Source organism: Streptomyces canus, from assembly GCF_041435015.1.
Taxonomy (GTDB): domain Bacteria; phylum Actinomycetota; class Actinomycetes; order Streptomycetales; family Streptomycetaceae; genus Streptomyces; species Streptomyces canus_G.
Genome location: NZ_CP107989.1, coordinates 131,131 through 149,917, shown reverse-complemented (window position 1 = coordinate 149,917; position 18,787 = coordinate 131,131). Strand labels below are relative to the sequence as shown.

Genomic DNA, 18,787 nt, shown 5'->3' with positions numbered 1-18,787 from the left:
TTCCGTCACCGGCTGATCCTGTACCGCCCCCACCGAACCCACGCGCAATCCCGGCAACCGCCCCTCAGGGTTCCTGGTCGCCGTTGCTGATGAGGGCCCGGTGGGTCAGGACGGCTTCTGCTCCGGGGACGCTCCACCGGCTGCCGGTGATATCGAGACGGTCAGCCACCGGATGACGTGCTGCCCCTTCGACCATGCCGCTGGCCATGGGCCACCCGGTCTCCCAGGCCTCGTCGTAGTGGAGATGGGCGGCGCTGTTCTCCAGGTAGCGGCAGGCCCCGTCCGCCGCGGCCCGTTGATCTGCGGACAGGCCCAGCCGGTCGGCTTGCGTGCGGATGCCGGCGACGGCGCCCAAGGCGCCGCCGGCCAGGATCCGGGCGGCTTTGGCCCCGATCCAGGTCTCGGCAGCGGGATCGGTGGCGGTAAGGAAACACCGCGAGGCCGCCCACACCTTCTCGATCACGAGGACGAAAGGGAGAAATATGGACTGGCCTACCGTCCTCTTGCGTGGTGAGATGACCTCAAGTCCAAAGCCAGATGATCAAGGCAACGGCGGTAGCGGTGCTTAGGAGCGCCGCGGGGTGGCGGCCCATGTCCGAAGGCGCCCCCGGCCCGCGCCACACTGTGCTTGGCGGAGCCAAAGGCGCCTCCCCGTACGACCCTTGGGAGCTCTACCTCAGCCAACCTGCCCCGTCGGCCGCACCGTGATGTGGTTGATGTCCACGCCCGCGGGCTGGTTGATGGCGAACACAATGGTGTCCGCGATCTGCTCGGCGGTCATCGTGGCGGCTGCCTCGGGGGTGCCGCCGCGGGCGTGCCAGAAGGGGGTGTCCACGATGCCGGGGGCGACAACGGTGACGCCGACTCCGTCTTGGCCGACCAGGAGGCGGGTGTTCTCGGCGAGGGCGTGGGCGGCCCACTTGGTGACGGAGTAGAGGTTGCCGGGGGTGTGGCGGACGCCGGCGACCGAGCCGATGATCACGATGCGGCCCTTGGAGGTCCTCAGGTGGGGCAGGGTCTCCTGGATCAGCAGGGCGGGGCCCAGGACGTTGGTGAGGATCATGGCGCGCATCTCCTCAGGGGCGTGGGTCTCCAGGTTGCCGGGCAGGGAGAAACCAGCGTTGGCTATGACGTTGTCCAGTCGGCCCCAGGTGTCCAGCACGTGGCGGACGGCGGCGGCGACGTCATCCGCTTCGCCGGCGTCGCCGGTGATCATCAGCAGCCGCTCGCCCGCCCCCGCGGTGGTGGCGAAGGCGGCCAGCTTGTCCGCGTCGCGTCCGGTGACGGCCACGCGGTGGCCCTGCTTGAGCAGGGCGCGGGCGGTGGCGGCGCCGATTCCGGTCGAGCCACCGGTGATCAGCGTGACGGGTTCCATGGGACGGCCTCCTCGGCGACGGGGTCATCGGGGCAAAGCGCCTGCACTCTACCCAGCGATCTTCGACGCTCGCTCCCGGCTTTCTCCGACGGCTCCGCTCCTGACTGTGGATCAGGAGTTAGGCAATGTCATGCCGATCAGTTGAGTCGTTGATAGGACTGTGGGGCATAGGGATGATCTGACTGACGCCCAGTGGGGGCGACTTGAGCCGCTCCTGCCAGTGAGCAACCGACGCTGTGGCCGATGGCGGGACCACCGGCAGGTGATCAACGGAGTGCTGTACCGGATCCGGACAGACGTGCAGTGGGCGCGATCCGCCGGAACGCCACGGCCCGTGGAAGACGGTGCACGAGCGGCATCGCCGCTGGTCAGCGGACGGCACCTGGGAGTTGCTCCTCCAGCGGGTCCAGGCCGAGGCTGACGCGGCTGGCGACATCGACTGGGATGTGTCCGTGGAATCGACCTCCGTGCGAGCCCACCGGCACGCGGCCGGCGCCCGGCTGGCGCCGCCACCGCGTCCCAAAGGGGGCTTTGGCAAGGCGGTCGGGAACGCTCGGATCCGGGCGGAACTGATCGACCTCCTGGCGGAGGTGGTGCAGGAGGTGAGACGCTCGGCCGCTCACGCGGCGTTTCACCACCAAACTCCACCTGAGCGCGGACGGTCGCTGCCGCCCGCTGTCGATGCTCGTCACTCCCGGGCAGCGGGCGGACTGCACCCGGTTCGAGCCGGTCATGGAACGGATCCGGGTGCCGCGCCTGGCTGCCGGTCGGCCCCGCACCACACCGGACAGCGTCAGCGCGGACAAGGGATACAGCAATCGCCGTACCCCTGCCTACCTGCGGAAACGAGGCATTCGTCATGTCATCCCGGAGAAGGCCGACCAGGCGGCCGGTCGTCGCAGGCGCAGCAGCGCCGGTGGCCGGCCGCCCGGCTTGGACAAGGAGCGGTACAAGAAGAGGGTGACGCTTCCACCGAAGTCCGGACCGGCAGAGCTTTCCGAGAACGAGGGTCGAATGGCCGGCCCTGTGTGTCCTTGACCTTGGTGTCGTTGTCCGGCGCGTCGTCGAACACCTGAGAGCCGACGTTTTTCAGCCGGAGCTGATCGGTGCCACAGGGCGGCCGCCGACTGGTACGTCCGTATTGTGTGTCACCATCCGTGAGTGAGTACGTCGTCGAGGGCGTCGACGAAGACGTCGGCGCTCGTCGTGGTCAGGCACAGCGGTGGCTTGATCTTCAGGACGCACATCCGGTCCGAAGTCGGCTGCATCAGCACGCCCAGCTCTCGTAGCCGTTCGCAGATGGCGGCTGTCTCCTCGGTCGCCGGCTCCCGTGTCTCGTGGTCTCTGACGAACTCGACGCCCAGGTACAGGCCACTGCCGTGGACGGCGCCGATCAGCGGGTGCTTGTCGGCGAGTCGCAGCAGCCGCGTTCGCAGGTGTGCGCCGACCGTGCGGGCGTTGTCCTGGAGACCTTCGTCGCGGAGCACGTCGAGCACGGTCAGGCCGACCATCGAACTGACCGGGCTGCCGCCGGCCGATGAGAAGAAGTAGCCCTGCGAACGGTAGGCGTCGGCGATCTCACGTCGGGTGATCACTGCCCCCAGGGGGTGGCCGTTGCCCATCGCCTTGGCGACAGCGACGATGTCCGGTTCGACGCCCTGCTGTTCGAAGCCCCAGAAGTGGGAGCCCAGCCGACCGTAGCCGACCTGTACCTCGTCGGCGATGCAGAGACCGCCGGATTCCCGGGTGGCGGCATAGACGTGCTCGAGGTAGCCGTCGGGCAGAGCCATTCCGCCGGCGTTGCCGTAGTAGGGCTCGCACACGAACGCCGCCGGCGGGCGTCCGGACCTGACCAGGTCGGCGATCACTGCCGTGGCCTCGGGGCCGTAGAGGTGCGCCTCAGGGCCGCGGTGCGGGCCGCGGTAGCTGTTCGGCGTGGGGACTGTGTGCACCCACGCGGGGCGGGTGGCCAAGGCGTTCGGGTTGTCGGCCGTCGAGGTGGAGATGGCGTCACCGGCGTAGGTCCAGCCGTGGTACGCCTCCTCCACCGCGACGACATCGCGCCTCCCGGTAGCGGCCCAGGCCAGCCGCAGTGCCAGATCCACGGCCTCGGAGCCGCTGTTGACGAGGAAGACGGTGTCGAGTCCGTCCGGCAGGAGCGCGCTCAGCCGCTCCGACAGCTCGACCACCGATGCGTAGTGGAAACGGGAGTTGGTGTTGAGCCGCTGCCACTGCCGGTGCACTGCTTCAACCAGTCGCGGGTGACCGTGGCCCAGGACGGTCACGTTGTTGAGCATGTCCAGGTAACCGCGGCCGCGGGTGTCCACGAGGTGGTGCTGCCAGCCTCGCTCGATCTGCGGAGGCGTCTCGAAGTAGTGCTCCTGCACGGTGGCGAAAGACCTCACGCGACGCTCCAGCAGGACGCTCTCCGGCTCCCTGGACGTGTCCACCACGGGGCGATCCGCCCGGGGGAGGATCAGGCCGGTGGGATCAGGGCACATCGTCAGCCAGCCCGCGTCCAGCCCTGGCGAAGTGAAGCGTGGTGCAATTCCCGTGCCGAGCCGGGACAGTTGCACATCCAACCGATACCAGCTGCCCTGTGCGGCGACGCTGCCCAACTGCTGACCGGATACGGCCTCTCCTCCGTCGATGACCGCGACAGCCGGGTTGATGCCGTCGAGTACCAGATGCAGCCCCTCGGCGGTCAGGGTCACTCCGTGCTCGGCGTGCCGGGTGACCGTGCCGGCCCACGGCGCGTGGACCGCCAGCGGGCTGGTGAGGTGCACCTCCACGCCGAGCGCGAGCGTGGCGCTCTGCTCTGTGTTGTCGACCCGTGTACGGGTGAGACGGCACTCTCCATACCGGGTCAGCACTGACGTGCCGCCCGAGGCGAGTGCCCGTGCGACCACAGCGGACTCCGCGTCCGGATCGAGCCAGCTGCCACCGTGCAGCGCGTCGCTGGTGACGGACAGGTCGAGCACTGTTGCTTCGGAGGGAAGTTCGGGGAGAAGTGGGTGGCTCGAGGTCGGCGGATCGCTGTGCGGGGCGGGTTCGCCGATCACCTGCCGGAAGTGGGCCGCCATCACCTCGGCCGGTACCGACGCACCGGCCTCGAACATGGCCCACTCACGGTCAAGGGCCGCCGTGGCGTAGCCGTTGCCGGGGTCCTGCAGCGCGGCGTGCTGCCCGCATACCACCAGCACGCAGCCGCGCAGTACGACAAGGGGCCACAGCACGTCCAGCTCGTCTCCGCCGAGCGGCCGTACGGCGTGGAAGGCGCGGACCGCGGGCAGCACCGAAGCCGGTGTGGCTCCGTGATGATGCAGGACGGAAGTGCAGGCGACCGCCAGCTCGGCCACGGCCCAGCTGTGTGTGAGATCTCCGAAGTCGATCAGCCCGACCGGTATGGGGCGGCCGTCCGGGTCCGTCCGGCACACCACGTTGTTGTCGGCCACATCGCCGTGAATGACCTGTAGGGGAATCCGCGCGGCGCGCCGCTCCACCAGTGGTTGTGCCGCGCGGGCGGCTCGCAGCACACGTTCGGCCCTTCGCTGGTCGACCATGTGCGGGGCCAGAGCCTCGACGACTTCGAGGGCGTTGCGCAGGTCCCACAGCATCGGCCTGTCCGGAGTCGGTATGTCGAGACCTTCCAGGGCCGCGGTGATGCGTCCGGCCAGCTCTCCCAGCCGTGCCACCACCCGCGGAGCCAGATAGCGGCTGTCCATGATCGGTTCACCGGGAACGTAGTCGAGCAATTGGCAGTCGTAGTCCCGGCCGTCCACGGAGACGGTCTGGATGTGCTCCCCGTCGACTCCTACCCGGGCCCGCGGTAGCCGCAGCTTCGGCAGCGCCCGGGCGAGGCGCTCGGTGGCCTCGGACTGCGCCCTCAGTACCGCGCGGTCAATGACCGGGTTGAAGACCTTGAAGACGTACCCGTGCTCATTCAGACCGGTGCGCACCCGGAAGTTGCGGTCGTGGTTGCTGCCCAGTTCCTCGAGTGTTCCCTCTATGCCGAATCGCTCCGTGAGGAGGGCTGCGGCCCGCTCCTCCTCGATTGCGACCATCGGCGCCACCAGCCACTCGGCAGGTGAGATGCCCATCGAATTCTCCGTTCATCAGTTGGTTGACCCGCGACAGCCCGGTCATTGCGGATCGGCGAGCGTGATCGGACAGAGGTGATGCAGAGGGGCGGGCCACGCCATCCCGCAGATCACTGAAGTGAGTGCAACAAACAAAGAGTGGGAGGCCCGCAGTAGCGTCGAGGGTTTTCCTCGCCGCCTCACTCCGCCGCCACCGAGTCCACGGATGCCTCACCCGGGTGCGCACCGCGGTGCTCCTGGCCCTCGGCGAGACCGCGGCGATAGACCTCCTGGTGCCCATCGGAGTTTCGGCGGCCCGGGACGGTTCGGCGGCGACGTCAAAGGCTGCGCCGCATGGCCGCCAGTTGGGCCCGGGAGAGGCGTTCGAGCTCGTACTACTCCATGCGCGTGCCGGCCTTTCGGGAGGGGTGTCCTGGTCAGGGCCCCTGGTGGCGATCGGTCCCCCGGATGGGCGGACGGTTTACGACTGTGTGGCGGGCTGTCGGTGCCCGCAGATCGTGCGGTGCCAGTCCTTGCGGTCAAGCGATGTTGTCGAACTTGACGTGCTTGTTCGACGGGCGGCCGTGCCATGCCCGGCGCACGCGTGCGGCGATTGCCGATCTCGACAGTGGCTTCACGCCGACACCAGCCGCTCACGTACTGGGGCTGGGCTTGGGCAGACTGTCCCTTCCGGGTGCCGCGTGCGGGGGTGCGGAAACGGTGATCACGGCGCTCCTCAGCCGACGTTCCAGAAGAACCGGTGCGTGTGAATCCCGAAGTAGGGGAAGCTCTCCACCTTTGTCACGCCCTCGATGGGACGCACGACGTCGTTGACGAAGTCCAGCAGGTCACGCGGATGGCGACAGACGGCCTCAGCGAACAAGTCGAAGGTGCCGGCGGTCAACACGGCGTAGACGACCTCGTCGTGGCGTGAGAGTTCGTCGGCCACCGCTCGCGGATCGCCGTCGACGCGGAGCCCGAGTAGGGCCATGGCCTGCCCGCCCATCGCCATCGGGTCGGTGACGCCGACGACCTGCACCGCCTTGGAGTCGATCAGCCGCTGCAGCCGTTGCCGAGCGGCCGACGCCGACAGGCCGACCTTCGGGCCGAGATCGGCGTAGGGGATGCGACCGTCGGCCTGCAGTTCGCGCAGGATGGCCCGATCGATGTCGTCCATAAGGACACCTCCTAGGTGCGCGAGCAGCTAAGCACGCAATCGATTCGCGCGCAATACGCGCAGGGCGCAGTTGATTTCTCCGCCGACGAAGTCGAATCAATCGTTCGGATCTTGGAAGCCGCGTGACACCGGCCAGGGAACCTGCCTCGTCGGCAGTCCTGCCGAAGCCCCGGCCAGGAGGCACTGCCAGGACCCAGTGACCGACGGACCAGTCACTCTCGGCGAACGACCTGCGGTTCCGGGTGGGATCGTCATGTCCCCCGTTCCGGCCCGGTGGTTGACGCGGAAGCGACCGCTTCGAAGGCAGGCAGCCCCTGCTCGCCGAGTGATCCGGGCTGCCGGGTGTTCTGGATCGACAAGTGCCGCGCGATGGCCGGGCGGCAGGTGCCGTGGCAGCGCGTCCTGCCTCCCGATCGTCGCTCCGACGGGCCTGAACGTGCGGCTCGGCGCTCGGGGACGACACCGCTCGGGGAGGTGCCGCAGGGCGGGCGCTCCCACGTCGCGTCAAGCCGGGCGTCTTCCTTACTCCCTGCTGGCCGCTTGGCCCCAGGGGCTCGTCTCTACCTCGGAGAAGGCTCCGAGAAGCTGCACGAGACTCACGGTCGTGGCCACGTCTCCGCAAGACCGTGCCCGCCATCGGTCACGAGAGTCGATCCGGTGACGAACGACGCCGATTCGTGCGCCAGAAACATGACGCCAGCCGCGATCTCGTCCGGTGTGGCACTGCGTCCGAGCGGGCCCGCCGCAGCGGCCGCTGCCTCGAACTCCAGCTGGGAGCCTGTCGCAACATAGCCGGGGGCCACGACGTTCACGGTGACGCCGTACGACACCAAGGGCGAGCGCCCCGGACAGCCCCAGCAGCCCTGCCGAACAAGAGGAATCCGTCCACTCGTCGGCGGGGAGCTGCCGCGGCTGACGATGCGGGCACCGCCTCGCGCCCGCGCCACCCGCGCGGGACGCACTTGCCTACTCCGTCCTGGCCGGGGTGTCGACCCGGTACGACGCCAGGCCTGCGGAACAGCCCCGAGCATGCCCGTTGATCATGTCGCCGCGCCGGGAATCACCAAGATCCACGACAGAGTCAAGCTAGAGGGGGGTAGAAGGAGAGGGGGCGAAGGGCACGCCGTGACCGGGCACGATCAGGGCGGGGTTCAGGGCCAGAACCTTCTCGCGGGCGGCGCGCAGTTGGTCGCGGTCGGGTGCGAAGGGGTCGTCGGCCGGGCCCTCGGCGCCCCACCACAGGTGGGTGAGGACCACCAGCCCCTGGTCGGTCGTGGCGATTGTACTGATGTCCTCGGGGGTGTGGCCGGGGGTCGTCATGAGGGTGATGGAGGGGGAGATCGCATAGCCGTCGGCGTCCCTCTCCTCCCAGATGTCGTCGCGGTAGACGGCCATGTGGTCGTGGAAGCGCGCTTCCGGGAAGAGGGCGGCGTTCAGGGTGTGGTCCGGGTGGTGATGGCTGAAGACCACGTCGGTCACCTCCTGCGGCTCGATGCCGAGTTTGGCGAGCGGGCCGAGGATGAGCCGGCGGTCGGCGACCATGCCGGGGTCGACGACGGCCACCGTGTCGTCCTCGGTGAGCAGGGTGACGGTGCTGGCGACGCGGTCGTGGGCGTAGCCGGTGGTCAGCACGTGAAACGCGGCGGGCATGATCGGCTCCTGGGGATCTGGTCGTCGTGGGGCACCGCTCGACCGGCCTTTCGGACTCCCCTCAGTGGTTGAGCAGGTCACGAAAGCCGGTGAGCAGGGCGCGCAGGCCGATGTCGAAGGCGTGTGCGGCCCGACTGTGGTCAGTGGGTGTGTGGTCGAGGGCGGTGCTGAGGTGCGGAGTGGCGTCGCGGGCGACGTCGGAAAGCATCACGGGGGGCGCCACGAGGTCGAGGGCGGAGCCGAGGACGAAGCTCTCCAGAGCGGTGATCACTGGCATGACCTGGTGCGCGGGGAAGCCGCCTGCAATGAGGAGTTCGGCGACCTTCTCGTACATCGTGTGCATGAAGGGTTCGGCGAGTGGTGCGGTGGCGAGGAGGGGGACCGCTCCCGGGTGGGCGGCGAAGGCGGAGAGGTAGGTGCGTGCCCAGTCCTCCAGACCGTTCTCCCAGGGTTGTGACCAGTCCTTGTCGCCACCGGTCGTGAGCACGAGTTCCTCGCGCATGAGGGAGATGATCTCGTCCCGCCCGGACACGTGGTGGTAGAGCGCGGAGGGGGCCACGCCGAGAGCCCTGGCGAGGGCGGGGATGGTCAGGGTGCCCTTCTCGTCCGCCAGTCGCAGTGCTGCGGCACCGATGCGCCGACGGTCGAGCAGGGGGGTGCGTGGCCGTCCCACGGTCGCTCCTCGCTGTTGTGTCGCGGGTCCGCGCCTGCCGGAGTGCACAGCGCTCGCCGTAACTCAAACGTTACTGAATTTCTTTCGGTAAAACTCTTTCCGTTGCCGCGGGCGGCGCCTACATTACCCGAAACCGAACGCCTTTCAATTAAGCGGTCGGGTGAGAGAAGGGCACCGTGACACCCATGCATGCCGACATCGTCTTCACTGGCGGGACCATCCGTACGGGCGCCTTGGGCGCTTCCGTCCACGAGGCCCTCGCCGTGGTCGACGGCCGGATCAGCGCCCTGGGGGCGGCTGCGCTGGCCGCCCGGGGTCCTCGCACCACCGTCGTCGATCTGGTCGGCGGCGCACTGCTCCCCGCCTTCGGTGACAGCCATGTGCATCCGGTGATGGGCGGCCTGGGGCTGCACGGGGTCCCGGTCCGGGACTGCGCAAGCGCCGAGGCCATCGTCGAGGCCGTACGGCACTGGGCCGAAGCGCACCCCGACGCCGAGTGGGTCAGCGGCGACGGCTTCGACCCGTGGCTGGCACCCGACGGCCGGTTCGACGCCCGGTGGCTGGACGCCGCCGTCCCCGACCGCCCGGTCGTGCTGCGCACCATGGACCACCACACGGCCTGGGTGAACAGCGAGGCGCTGCGCCGCGCCGGGTACACGGCAAACACCCCCGATCCGGTCGGCGGAGAGATCCTGCGCCGGGACGGAACGACAGAACCCCTGGGCACGCTTCGCGAGTTCGGCGCCCTGAGCCCCGTACTCGCCCTGATCCCCCCGGCGTCCCACGAGGCGCAGGTGGCCGCGCTGCGGGAGGCCGCTGCCCTGTTCGCCGCCGCCGGCGTGACCTGGGTGCAGGACGCCTGGGTCGAGCCGCACCATGCCGACGTCTGGATCGACGCCGCGACCACCGAGCCGGGTCTGCCCGTCCGCGCGGATCTCGCCTTCATCCTGGAACCCGACGGCTGGCGCGAGCGGATCGCCCGTTTCGCGGCCGACCGGGACCTGGTGGAGAGCGCGGCGCCCGGACTGCTCACCGCCCGTACCGTCAAATTCTTCGCGGACGGCGTCATCGAGTCGGGCACCGCCGCTCTCCTGGAGCCCTACACGGACTGCGCGCACTCGCACGGTATCGCCAACTGGGCACCTGAAGAACTTGCCGAGGCCGTCACCGCGGTGGACGCGCTCGGGTTCCGGCCGCACATCCACGCCATCGGCGACGGCGGGGTCCGCACCGCCCTCGACGTCATCGAGGCCGCGGCCCGGATCAACGGCACCCGCGACCGCCGCCCCGTCATCGCCCACGCCCAGCTGATCCACCCCGCCGACCTGCCGCGCTTCGCCGAACTCGGGGTGATCGCCAGCCTCCAGCCGCTGTGGGCCCAGTCGGATCCCCTGATGACCGAGCTCACGCTGCCGAGGATCGGCCCCGAGCGCGGCGGCCGGCAGTACCAGATCGCCGCCCTGCTCGCCTCCGGCGCTCAGGTCTCCTTCGGCAGTGACTGGCCGGTCACCGCCCATGAACCACTGCGGGGCATCGCCACCGCCGTGACCCGCCAGACGCCCGACGGGACCCCGGACGGCGGCTGGCTCCCTGAGGAGCGGATCGACATCGAGACCGCTCTGACCGCCTACTCCGCGGGATGCGCCCATCAGGCGTTCGAGGAGAAGGAATGGGGCGTCCTGCGCCCCGGCATGCGCGCCGATCTGGTGCATCTCGCCGCCGACCCGGTCGAGACCGCACCCGCCGCGCTCGCGGGCCTGCCCGTCCTGGGCACCTGGCTCGCCGGTCGGCCCACCCACCATGCCGACACCTCCGCACACGTTCCCGCCGGGAGACGATAGCCGTCCGTCGTCGCCCCGACCGGCCCGCGTGTCCGGGACACCCGTTCCCTCCCTCGATCACACGTATCACGCGGAGACCTTCCATGACCGACGCTCACGTCCCCACCGCAGCCCAACCCCGATCCCCGCAGCCCGCGGGGCCCGAGACAAGCCCTCACCTCCAGCGCGGCACCCTCGGCGTCGCCGACATCGTCTTCTTCGTCGCCGCCGCGGCCGCCCCGCTCACCGTGATGGCCGGTGTCGCACCCCTCGCGATCCTCTTCGGCGGCATCGGTGCCCCGGCCGCCTACGTGGGCGTCGGGGTGGTGCTGTGTCTGTTCGCGGTCGGCTTCACCGCGATGACGCCGTACATCCGCAATGCCGGAGCGTTCTACTCCTACGTCGCCCGTGGTCTCGGCCGCCCGGCCGGGCTCGGCGCGGCGCTGGTGGCGCTGTTCTCCTACAACGCCCTGCAGATCGGTGTGTTCGGGGCCTTCGGCTTCTTCTCCGCCTCCACCATGAACGACCTCCTCGGCATCGACCTGCCCTGGCCGGTGTACGCCTTCGCGGGGATAGCCGTCGTGTGGTTCCTCGGCTTCCGCTCGATCAACTTCGGGGCCAAGGTCCTGGCCGCCCTCCTTGTGGCCGAGACCGCGATCCTGGTGCTGCTCGCCGGCGCGATCCTGATCAAGGGCGGGGCGCACGGGCTGACCCTGGACTCCTTCGCTCCCTCCAACGTCTTCACCTCGAAGATGAGCGGTCCGTTGGGCCTCGCCGTCGCGGCCTTCATCGGCTTCGAGGCCACCGCCATCTACCGTGAAGAGGCCCGCGACCCCGACCGCACCGTGCCCCGTGCGACCTACCTGGCCGTGGGCTTCCTCGGCCTCTTCTATACCTTCATCGTCTGGGTCATCATCCAGGCCTTCGGTAGCGACCAGGTGGCCGGGGCAGCCGCACAGAACCCCGCCGAGCTGTTCTTCACCGCCATGACCCGCTACGTCGGCACCTGGGCCACCGACCTCCAGCGCATCCTGATCATCACCAGCCTGCTGGCCGCGCTGCTCTCCTTCCACAACGCCATCACCCGCTACGCCTACGCGCTGTCCGCCGAACGGGTCGCTCCCGCCGCCCTGGGCAAGGTCCACGCGCGCCACGGCTCGCCATGGATCGCCGGCATCGCCCAGAGCCTCCTGGCCGTCGTGGTCGTCGCCGTCTTCGCCGCGATCGGCGTCCACCCCTACAACCAGTTTTTCCTCTGGGTGAACACCCCCGGCGTGGTCGGGATCCTGGTCCTGCAGGCCGTGGCGGCCTTCGCCGTGGTGGCCTTCTTCCGCCGCAACCCCGCCACGCGGGGCGAGGGACGCCTGCGCACCCTGGTCGCACCAGCATCCGCAGGCATCCTCCTCACCCTGACCACGGGGCTGGTGTGCAAGCGCCTCGATCTGTTCACCGGCGCTGGTCCGGTCGTCAACTGGACGCTTGCCGCGCTCACCCCGGCCCTGTTCCTGACCGGCGTGTTCGGCGCCCTCCGCATCCGCCGCACCAGGCCCGACGTCTACGCCAAGCTTGCCACCACCGACATCGACTGACCGACGCCGCCGGATCCCGCCACACGGAGGCGGCTTCCCGCCCCGGCGGACCATTCCGTCCCGCGTCGCCTCCGCCGTACCGGGCACCGCGCCCGCTGCCCCACATCCGACCACGAGACGGTGCATCCTGATGATCCTCGGGCGCCACAGGAAGCCGGCTCCCCGCCTGGCGGCCGAAGTCGACGACACAGAACTGGGCCCGGTGTGCCGTCGGCTCACCGGGCGGGGCACAGGACACACCCGTGTCCTGGTCGCCCCCCCCTCGTGCAGCGCCTGCTCGACGACGCCGGTGACGACTGGGACCGCCGGGCACACCGACTCGCCGTCCTGACCGCGTCCACGCGCCCGAGCACCCAGCGCTCCTGGGCGCAGCACGACTCCCGGCACCCCGACGCACACACCCTGTTCGCCTGGGAAGCCATGGCACGCGGCACCCGCACACCCACCGCAGACGCCGAGTTCGACGAGACCGTCGGAGCTGGCGTCACGGCGGCGCGTCTGCGCCCGCACGACCCCAACCCGTGGGTGGTGCGGCTCGGCCTCCTGCGGCAGCGGCGCAGGCCTCGCACCGAGGCCTTTCCCGTGTGGCGGGAAATCGCCGCCCGAGACCCGTGGCACCGCGAACCCCACGTGCAGATGTACGGCTACCTGTCGCACCGCGAACCCCACGTGCAGATGTACGGCTACCTGTCGCCCCGCGAATGCGGCTCCCGCGCCCAGTCCATGGAGTTCGGCGACCGGGCACAGGCCGCGATTCCCGCCACGGCCCCGGCAGCCGGCCTTCCCTTCATGGCGCTGATCGACCGCTACCACGCAGCCCTGTCGCGCGAAGGAGTCCATGGACTGATGGCGGACCGCCTGCGGGACGGACCGGAGGCATCCCGCGTCCTGGACCGGGCTCTGCAAGCGTGGACCCCGGCGGGACAACTGAGGCACGCGGCGGCCCTCGCCGACCTCAACCTCCTGGCCTACGCCCTCACCGCTGCCCGGGACACGGCCCGTGTCGCCACGGTCTTCGGCGCCGTCGCCGGTGTGGTCACCCCCCACCCCTGGGGCCACGGCGGCTATGACCCCGTCCTGACCTTCCCCCATGCCCAGCGGCGAGCCGACGCGACACGATGACCGTCCCGCTCGCCCCGCGTGGGCGCGACCACAGCCGCGCCCATCGCACCGACTCCCCAGCCCGCTCGACCCTTGGTGGTAATGGATGACGCGTTTTCAGGACCGAGTAGCCATCGTCACGGGAGCCGGCGCCCCCGACGGCATCGGTGCCGCGGTCGCCCGCGCCCTCGTCGAGGAGGGCGCCCGTGTCGTCCTGGGCGCGATGTCCGAGCGGGTGCACCAGCGAGCGGCGGAACTCGGCCCCGCCGCCGTCGGCGTGGTCGCCGACCTCACCGTCGACGGCGCCGCGAACGCCCTGGTGCAGGCCGCCCTGGAGCGCTGGGACCGCATCGACGTACTCGTCAACAACGCCGGCATGACATCCGTGACGTCGGGCTGGGACGCCGCCGACGACGTCGCCCGCCTCTCCCTGACCGGCTGGAACGCGGCCCTGGCCCGCAACCTGACGACCTCTTTCCTCATGTGCCGCGCCGTGACGCCGACCATGACAGCGGCGGGGTACGGACGCATCGTGTCGATCGGCTCCACGACCGGCACCGTCAACGCGATGCCGGGCCAGGCCACCTACACGGCCGCGAAGGCGGGCTTGGTGGGGCTGTCCCGCGCTCTTGCTCTCGAGACCGTCGGCAACGGCGTCACCGTCAACGTCGTGGCCCCCGGTTATGTGACGACCGGCTCCCAGCTGGAGTTCGAGGCGGCCGCGGCCGCTGCGGGTCCCTTCGGACGCAGCGGAACTCCGGACGAGATCGCGGCATGTGTCCTGTTCCTGGCGCACGAGTCGGCATCGTTCGTCACCGGATCGGTGCTGGTCGCCGACGGCGGACACGGTCTTCCCGAGACCTGGCCGCGCCCTTGACGACGCCCGCATCTGCCGGGATCCGGCACGGTCCGTGCGCGGCACCCGCCCACTGCCGTACGTCATTCGGCGCAACATCGGCCTCGGCAGGGATCAGTACTTGAAAGGCCATCAGCAGAGCGAAGATCGCCTCTGGCCGGGCGGCTGGTCACGCGCGGCCGGCGACACTGGTGCGCCCCTGCCCGCTGCTGGGCACCAAGGCGCGCCGGCCGTGGCCCGCATCCTTGTCGCCGCCACTACCGGCGCCAGCCTCACGCAGGTCGACCGGTTCACCAAACGGCACGGACTCACCTCGCTAGTGGTCCAGCGGCCGGGGCGGTGTCCGCTGCAGGTGCCGGTCACCGGACGGATCGAGGGGAGGCCCTGGCGCGACCACGTGGACTTCAACGAGTCCGCCGCTCTGATGCGGCACCTCGGCACCGCTGCGGCCATCATCTGTCTCTACTTCACCGGAAAACGTCCCCAGGAGAACGGGGCGGAGTCGTACGTGATGCAGCACTCCGCAGGGTCGAAGTACGAGTGAATCCGCTGGTGCGAGAGGTCTGCTCTGCAATCCTCTGGCACCGTGCACGCGATCTCCTACCTGTACCCCGAACCCGCCGTGTTCGAGTCCATGTCCGAGAGGTGGGCCAAACAGCAGCGGGCCCGCTTCCTGAAGTGGGACGGGACGATCAAACCGCGGCTATCGCTGGTCCGCCGGTTCGCCAGCTGCCGTTGTGGCCAGGTCACCAAGGTTTTGCCCCTGAGCGCTCGGGCGGGCAGCCCCGGAGCATTCGGGGGAATGCGCTGGGTGGCACGCGTGGCGGCCGTGGAACCAGTCCGACCGCCGCCCGGGTACCAAGCCGTCCCGCGCGCCTCAGTCCGCCTTGAGGGCGGTGAGGACGTTCAGCCGGGCCGCCCGGCGGGCGGGCCAGAGTCCCGCCACCACGCCGACGAGTGCGGCGCCCGCGAGGGCCACGGCGATGCGGCCCCAGGGGATGACCATCTCGTACCCCTGGATGCTGTCGGAGGCCATCCTGCCCGCGGCCCAGCCGAGGAAGATGCCCGCGCCGATGCCCAGAAGGGCCCCGAACAGCGAGATGAGGACGGACTCCAGGTGGATCATCCGCTTGGTCTGCTCGGGCTGGAGTCCCACCGCGCGCAGCATCCCGATCTCACGGGTGCGCTCGAACACGGACATCGCGAGGGTGTTGACGACTCCCAGGACGGCGATCACCACGGCCATGGCCAGCAGCGCGTACAGCATGTTGAGGAGCAGGGTGATGGCCCCGCCACCGGCGGAATCGGCCAGGTCGTCGGTGTTCCGCAGCTGGATGAGGGGGTTCTGGTCGAGGGCGCGCTGCAGGGACCGCCGTACCGTCTCGCCGTCGCCGTCCTTGGTGTGCACCAGGACCGAGGTGTCCTCGATCTCCTTCAGATGGGGCTGGAGGGTGGCGAGCGGCATCATGGTGGTCGGGAGGAAGTCGTCGTCGTGGTAGATGCCGCCGATCCGCAGGGTGTCCCGGCTGCCGTCGCCGTAGACCACCGGAACCCGCCGGCCCATGGTCCATCCGTAGTTGTCGGCCGTGGTGGTGTCGATCAGCAGGTTCTTGCCGCCGCCCGCGCCCAGTGCCGCGAGCGACCCCGATGCGAAGCTCGGGTCGAGGAGGTCGCCGATGCTCCGGGCGTCCACACCGGTCAGGTTCACCTCGTTGCGGCCGGTCCGGACGGTGCTCCGGCGCTGCGGGCTCGAGGAGGTCACGGCCGTGGACTTCGCCAGCGTGTCATGGACCGACGCGGGCAGGTAGTCGCCTTTCCTCGACGAGATCTCGAAGTCGGCCGTGACGATGTTCTCGGCCCGCTGGTGCAGCGATGTCGTGGCGGACACCGCGACCACCGTGAGGCCGGTGACCATGGACAGCCCGATCATCAGGGCCGAGGCCGTGGAGGCGGTGCGCCGGGGATTGCGTCGCGCGCCCCGCGCGGCGAGCGTGCCCGGGACACCGAGACGGCGCAGGAGGGGCTCGGCCAGGGCGATGGCCGGGCCGGAGAGCGCCGGGGTCACCACGATGATGCCGATGAGCAGCAGGGCGGACGGGAAGAGGACGGTGGTGCGGCCCTGTACGCCGCTGGACGCCGTGAGCACCACGCCGAGCACACCGATCACGATCAGGGCGACACCGATGGCGTTGCGCCTGCGGAGGCTGCGGGCCGGCGGGGGTGTGTGGAGCGCGGACATGGCGGCCACGGGAGGCACGGCGGCGGCGCGGCGGGCCGGCAGATAGGCGGCGAGCATGGTGACGACCACGCCCACCAGGAACGAGACCAGCACGGTGCCCGGAGCGACGACCAACGGCCCGTCGGGGACGCCGGATTCGGTGGACGCGAACAGCTGTCGCATAGCCATGGCCACGCCGATACCGAGGAGGAACCCCGCGGCCCCTGCGCTCAGCCCCAGCAGGGCGGCCTCGATGAGGACGGAACGGGTCACCTGGCGGCGTTCGGCGCCGACGGCCCGCATCAGGGCCACTTCCTGCGAACGCTGGGTGACCAGCATGGTGAAGGTGTTGCCGATGACGAAGACGCCGACGAACAGGGCGATGGCCGCGAAGACGAGCAGCACCTGGCCGAGCCCCTTCGCCCCCTCGGCGGCCGCGGCCCGCTGCTGCTCGCGCAACTGCGCACCCGTGCTGATGTCGAAGTCCTTGGGCAGCAGGTCGCGCGCCTCGGCCGCGAGCCGCTGCTCGGAGGCGCCGCGCTCGGCCTTGAGGGAGAAACCGTCGTACTGACCCCGCTTCAGCAATAGTTTCTGCGCGGTGGCGTTGTCGAAGAACACCGCGGTGCCGCCGGAGCCGGAGGCGTTGTCGGTGCGGACGATGCCGACGAGTTTCTTGCGCAGCACCGGTCCGTCGACGGCCAGCCGGACGGTGTCGCCCACCTGGTAGCCGCCCTGGTCGGCGGTGCTGGTGTCCACCAGTACCTCGTCGGGCCCGGTGGGGGCGCGTCCGGTGGCCAGCGGATGGCGGTCGTCCTTGCCGTCGGCCTGGGGGAAGTAGTTGCCCGCCATGGCCACGTTGTCCTCGCCGAGGGGGCGGCCGTCCTTCGCGGCCACAGCGGCGAAACCTTCGACGGAGCCGGTCACGGACGCCACACCGGGCAGCCGTTGCAGGCGCCGTAGCGTGTCCTCGCCCACGGTTCCGGGCTCGCCGGTCTTCTCGTCGAACGGCGGTGTGGCCTGGACCGAGACATTGCGCAGGGTGGTGAGGTAGCGCTCCTTGTAGGCGTTGCCGACGGTGTCGGTGAAGACGAGGGTGCCCACGACGAAGGCGACGCCGAGCAGAACGGCGAGCATGGTCATCAGCAGGCGGGCTTTGTGCGCAAGGACGTTGCGCAGGGCGGTGCGGAACACGTGCGGCCTTCCGGGAGGGTGCCGGGCAAGGGGGTGCTCGGGGAGCGGGACGCGCGTCAGGCGCGGGGCGTACGCGCGTCAGGCGCGGTGAGCGGACGTCAGGCGTGGCGTGGGCGTCAGGCGTGGTGCGCGGGTGTCAGGCGTCCCATGCACCCCAGGACGGCCTCTGCGGTGGGCGCGTGGAGTTCGTCGACGATGCGCCCGTCGGCGAGGAAGACGACGCGGTCCGCGTAGGAGGCGGCTACGGGGTCGTGGGTGACCATGACGACGGTCTGGCCCAGTGCGCTCGTGGAGCCGCGCAGGAACTCGAGGATCTCGGCCCCGCTGCGGGAGTCCAGGTTGCCGGTGGGCTCGTCGGCGAAGACGATGTCGGGCCGCCCGGCCAGCGCGCGGGCGACGGCGACGCGCTGCTGCTGGCCGCCGGAGAGCTGGCCGGGCCGGTGGTCGAGCCGGTCGGCCAGGCCGACGATCTGGACGATGCTCTCCAGCCAGGCCCGTTCCGGTTTGCGGCCGGCGATGTCCATGGGGAGGGTGATGTTCTCCAGAGCGCTCAGGGTGGGCAGCAGGTTGAACGCCTGGAAGACGAAGCCGATGCGGTCGCGGCGCAGCCGGGTGAGCTGACGGTCGTTCAGGGAGCCGATCTCCGTGTCGCCGAGGTGGACCGATCCGAAGGACAGCGAGTCGAGACCGGCCATGCAGTGCATCAGGGTGGACTTCCCCGATCCGGAGGGTCCCATGATCGCGGTGAACTGGCTCCGGACGAAGCCGACCGTGACCGCGTCGAGGGCCACCACACGGGTGTCCCCCGTGCCGTACACCTTCGTCAGGTCGGTGGCGTGGGCCGCGTAGCTCTCCGGGGCGGAAGGGGGCAGGTGTGCGTGCATGCCGATCCTCGGTGGACGCTCGATGGATTGCCCTCGTGCCAGAGGGTGTCGCCGCTGATGGCGACCTCCATGAGCCTCCCGCCCGGCCACCTGCCGACGGATCCCCCGAACATCCGGCACCGCATCCCCCGATCGGGGGAGATCGCCGCGGGACCGCCGTTCCGGCCCGACCGC

The 18,787-nt window shown here is 70.1% G+C and carries 14 protein-coding genes and 1 pseudogene; 6 read left to right on the top strand and 9 right to left on the bottom strand.

Annotated elements, in window-relative coordinates; genetic code table 11:
- Positions 1-64: 64 nt before the first annotated feature.
- Together OG841_RS00750 and OG841_RS00745 are read right to left on the bottom strand one after the other, a co-directional pair.
- Entirely contained in the window at positions 65-463 is a 399-nt protein-coding gene (locus OG841_RS00750) for a hypothetical protein (protein ID WP_371562531.1), read from the bottom strand.
- A 213-nt stretch (positions 464-676) separates the two neighbouring features.
- Entirely contained in the window at positions 677-1,375 is a 699-nt protein-coding gene (locus OG841_RS00745; protein WP_328643320.1) for an SDR family oxidoreductase, read from the bottom strand.
- A gap of 160 nt (positions 1,376-1,535) precedes the next feature.
- Here OG841_RS00745 and OG841_RS00740 point away from each other — a divergent pair.
- A pseudogene (locus OG841_RS00740) lies at positions 1,536-2,335 on the top strand (IS5 family transposase); the annotation flags it as partial.
- A 188-nt stretch (positions 2,336-2,523) separates the two neighbouring features.
- On the opposite strand, the gene OG841_RS00735 reads toward OG841_RS00740, so the two are convergent.
- From OG841_RS00735 to OG841_RS00715, 5 genes are all read right to left on the bottom strand, one after another.
- Positions 2,524-5,475 carry an aminotransferase gene (locus tag OG841_RS00735; RefSeq protein ID WP_371562527.1) on the bottom strand — a complete coding sequence of 984 codons (2,952 nt, stop codon included), beginning with the start codon at positions 5,473-5,475 and terminating at the stop codon, positions 2,524-2,526.
- 715 nt (positions 5,476-6,190) lie between these two features.
- Positions 6,191-6,631 carry an Lrp/AsnC family transcriptional regulator gene (locus tag OG841_RS00730; protein ID WP_266554746.1) on the bottom strand — a complete coding sequence of 147 codons (441 nt, stop codon included), beginning with the start codon at positions 6,629-6,631 and terminating at the stop codon, positions 6,191-6,193.
- Positions 6,632-7,227: 596 nt separating this feature from the next.
- Positions 7,228-7,662, bottom strand: coding sequence for an SDR family oxidoreductase (locus OG841_RS00725; RefSeq protein WP_371562523.1), 435 nt, complete (start codon positions 7,660-7,662; stop codon positions 7,228-7,230).
- 55 nt (positions 7,663-7,717) lie between these two features.
- The gene (locus OG841_RS00720) at positions 7,718-8,281 is read right to left on the bottom strand and encodes an MBL fold metallo-hydrolase (RefSeq protein WP_328643322.1); all 564 of its coding nucleotides are present in this window, start codon (positions 8,279-8,281) and stop codon (positions 7,718-7,720) included.
- Between the two features lie 61 nt (positions 8,282-8,342).
- The gene (locus tag OG841_RS00715; RefSeq protein ID WP_328643323.1) at positions 8,343-8,954 is read right to left on the bottom strand and encodes a TetR/AcrR family transcriptional regulator; all 612 of its coding nucleotides are present in this window, start codon (positions 8,952-8,954) and stop codon (positions 8,343-8,345) included.
- Positions 8,955-9,139: 185 nt separating this feature from the next.
- On the opposite strand from OG841_RS00715, the gene OG841_RS00710 reads away from it, so the two are divergent.
- The 5 genes from OG841_RS00710 (at position 9,140) to OG841_RS00690 (ending at position 14,864) form a co-directional block, all read left to right on the top strand.
- A complete protein-coding gene (locus OG841_RS00710; protein WP_328643767.1) occupies positions 9,140-10,795 on the top strand; it encodes an amidohydrolase in 1,656 nt (551 codons plus the stop codon).
- Between the two features lie 83 nt (positions 10,796-10,878).
- Complete coding sequence (locus tag OG841_RS00705) at positions 10,879-12,363, top strand: APC family permease (RefSeq protein ID WP_328643324.1); 1,485 nt, start codon at positions 10,879-10,881, stop codon at positions 12,361-12,363.
- 264 nt (positions 12,364-12,627) lie between these two features.
- The gene (locus OG841_RS00700; RefSeq protein WP_371562519.1) at positions 12,628-13,485 is read left to right on the top strand and encodes a hypothetical protein; all 858 of its coding nucleotides are present in this window, start codon (positions 12,628-12,630) and stop codon (positions 13,483-13,485) included.
- An 85-nt stretch (positions 13,486-13,570) separates the two neighbouring features.
- Complete coding sequence (locus tag OG841_RS00695; RefSeq protein WP_328643326.1) at positions 13,571-14,341, top strand: SDR family NAD(P)-dependent oxidoreductase; 771 nt, start codon at positions 13,571-13,573, stop codon at positions 14,339-14,341.
- A 211-nt stretch (positions 14,342-14,552) separates the two neighbouring features.
- Positions 14,553-14,864, top strand: coding sequence for a hypothetical protein (locus OG841_RS00690; RefSeq protein WP_365121795.1), 312 nt, complete (start codon positions 14,553-14,555; stop codon positions 14,862-14,864).
- A gap of 333 nt (positions 14,865-15,197) precedes the next feature.
- Here the strand turns inward: OG841_RS00690 and OG841_RS00685 are convergent, their stop codons facing one another.
- Together OG841_RS00685 and OG841_RS00680 are read right to left on the bottom strand one after the other, a co-directional pair.
- A complete protein-coding gene (locus OG841_RS00685; protein ID WP_328643328.1) occupies positions 15,198-17,729 on the bottom strand; it encodes an ABC transporter permease in 2,532 nt (843 codons plus the stop codon).
- Between the two features lie 116 nt (positions 17,730-17,845).
- Positions 17,846-18,613 carry an ABC transporter ATP-binding protein gene (locus OG841_RS00680; RefSeq protein ID WP_328643329.1) on the bottom strand — a complete coding sequence of 256 codons (768 nt, stop codon included), beginning with the start codon at positions 18,611-18,613 and terminating at the stop codon, positions 17,846-17,848.
- Positions 18,614-18,787: the final 174 nt, after the last annotated feature.

Excerpts from the sequence above, each read along its gene's own strand:
- OG841_RS00730 (WP_266554746.1), bottom strand. The coding sequence starts at position 6,631 with ATGGACGACATCGATCGGGCCATCCTGCGCGAACTGCAGGCCGACGGT.
- OG841_RS00680 (WP_328643329.1), bottom strand. The coding sequence starts at position 18,613 with ATGCACGCACACCTGCCCCCTTCCGCCCCGGAGAGCTACGCGGCCCAC.
- OG841_RS00725 (WP_371562523.1), bottom strand. The coding sequence starts at position 7,662 with ATGCTCGGGGCTGTTCCGCAGGCCTGGCGTCGTACCGGGTCGACACCC.
- OG841_RS00735 (WP_371562527.1), bottom strand. The coding sequence starts at position 5,475 with ATGGGCATCTCACCTGCCGAGTGGCTGGTGGCGCCGATGGTCGCAATC.
- OG841_RS00705 (WP_328643324.1), top strand. The coding sequence starts at position 10,879 with ATGACCGACGCTCACGTCCCCACCGCAGCCCAACCCCGATCCCCGCAG.
- OG841_RS00745 (WP_328643320.1), bottom strand. The coding sequence starts at position 1,375 with ATGGAACCCGTCACGCTGATCACCGGTGGCTCGACCGGAATCGGCGCC.
- OG841_RS00695 (WP_328643326.1), top strand. The coding sequence starts at position 13,571 with ATGACGCGTTTTCAGGACCGAGTAGCCATCGTCACGGGAGCCGGCGCC.
- OG841_RS00710 (WP_328643767.1), top strand. The coding sequence starts at position 9,140 with ATGCATGCCGACATCGTCTTCACTGGCGGGACCATCCGTACGGGCGCC.
- OG841_RS00720 (WP_328643322.1), bottom strand. The coding sequence starts at position 8,281 with ATGCCCGCCGCGTTTCACGTGCTGACCACCGGCTACGCCCACGACCGC.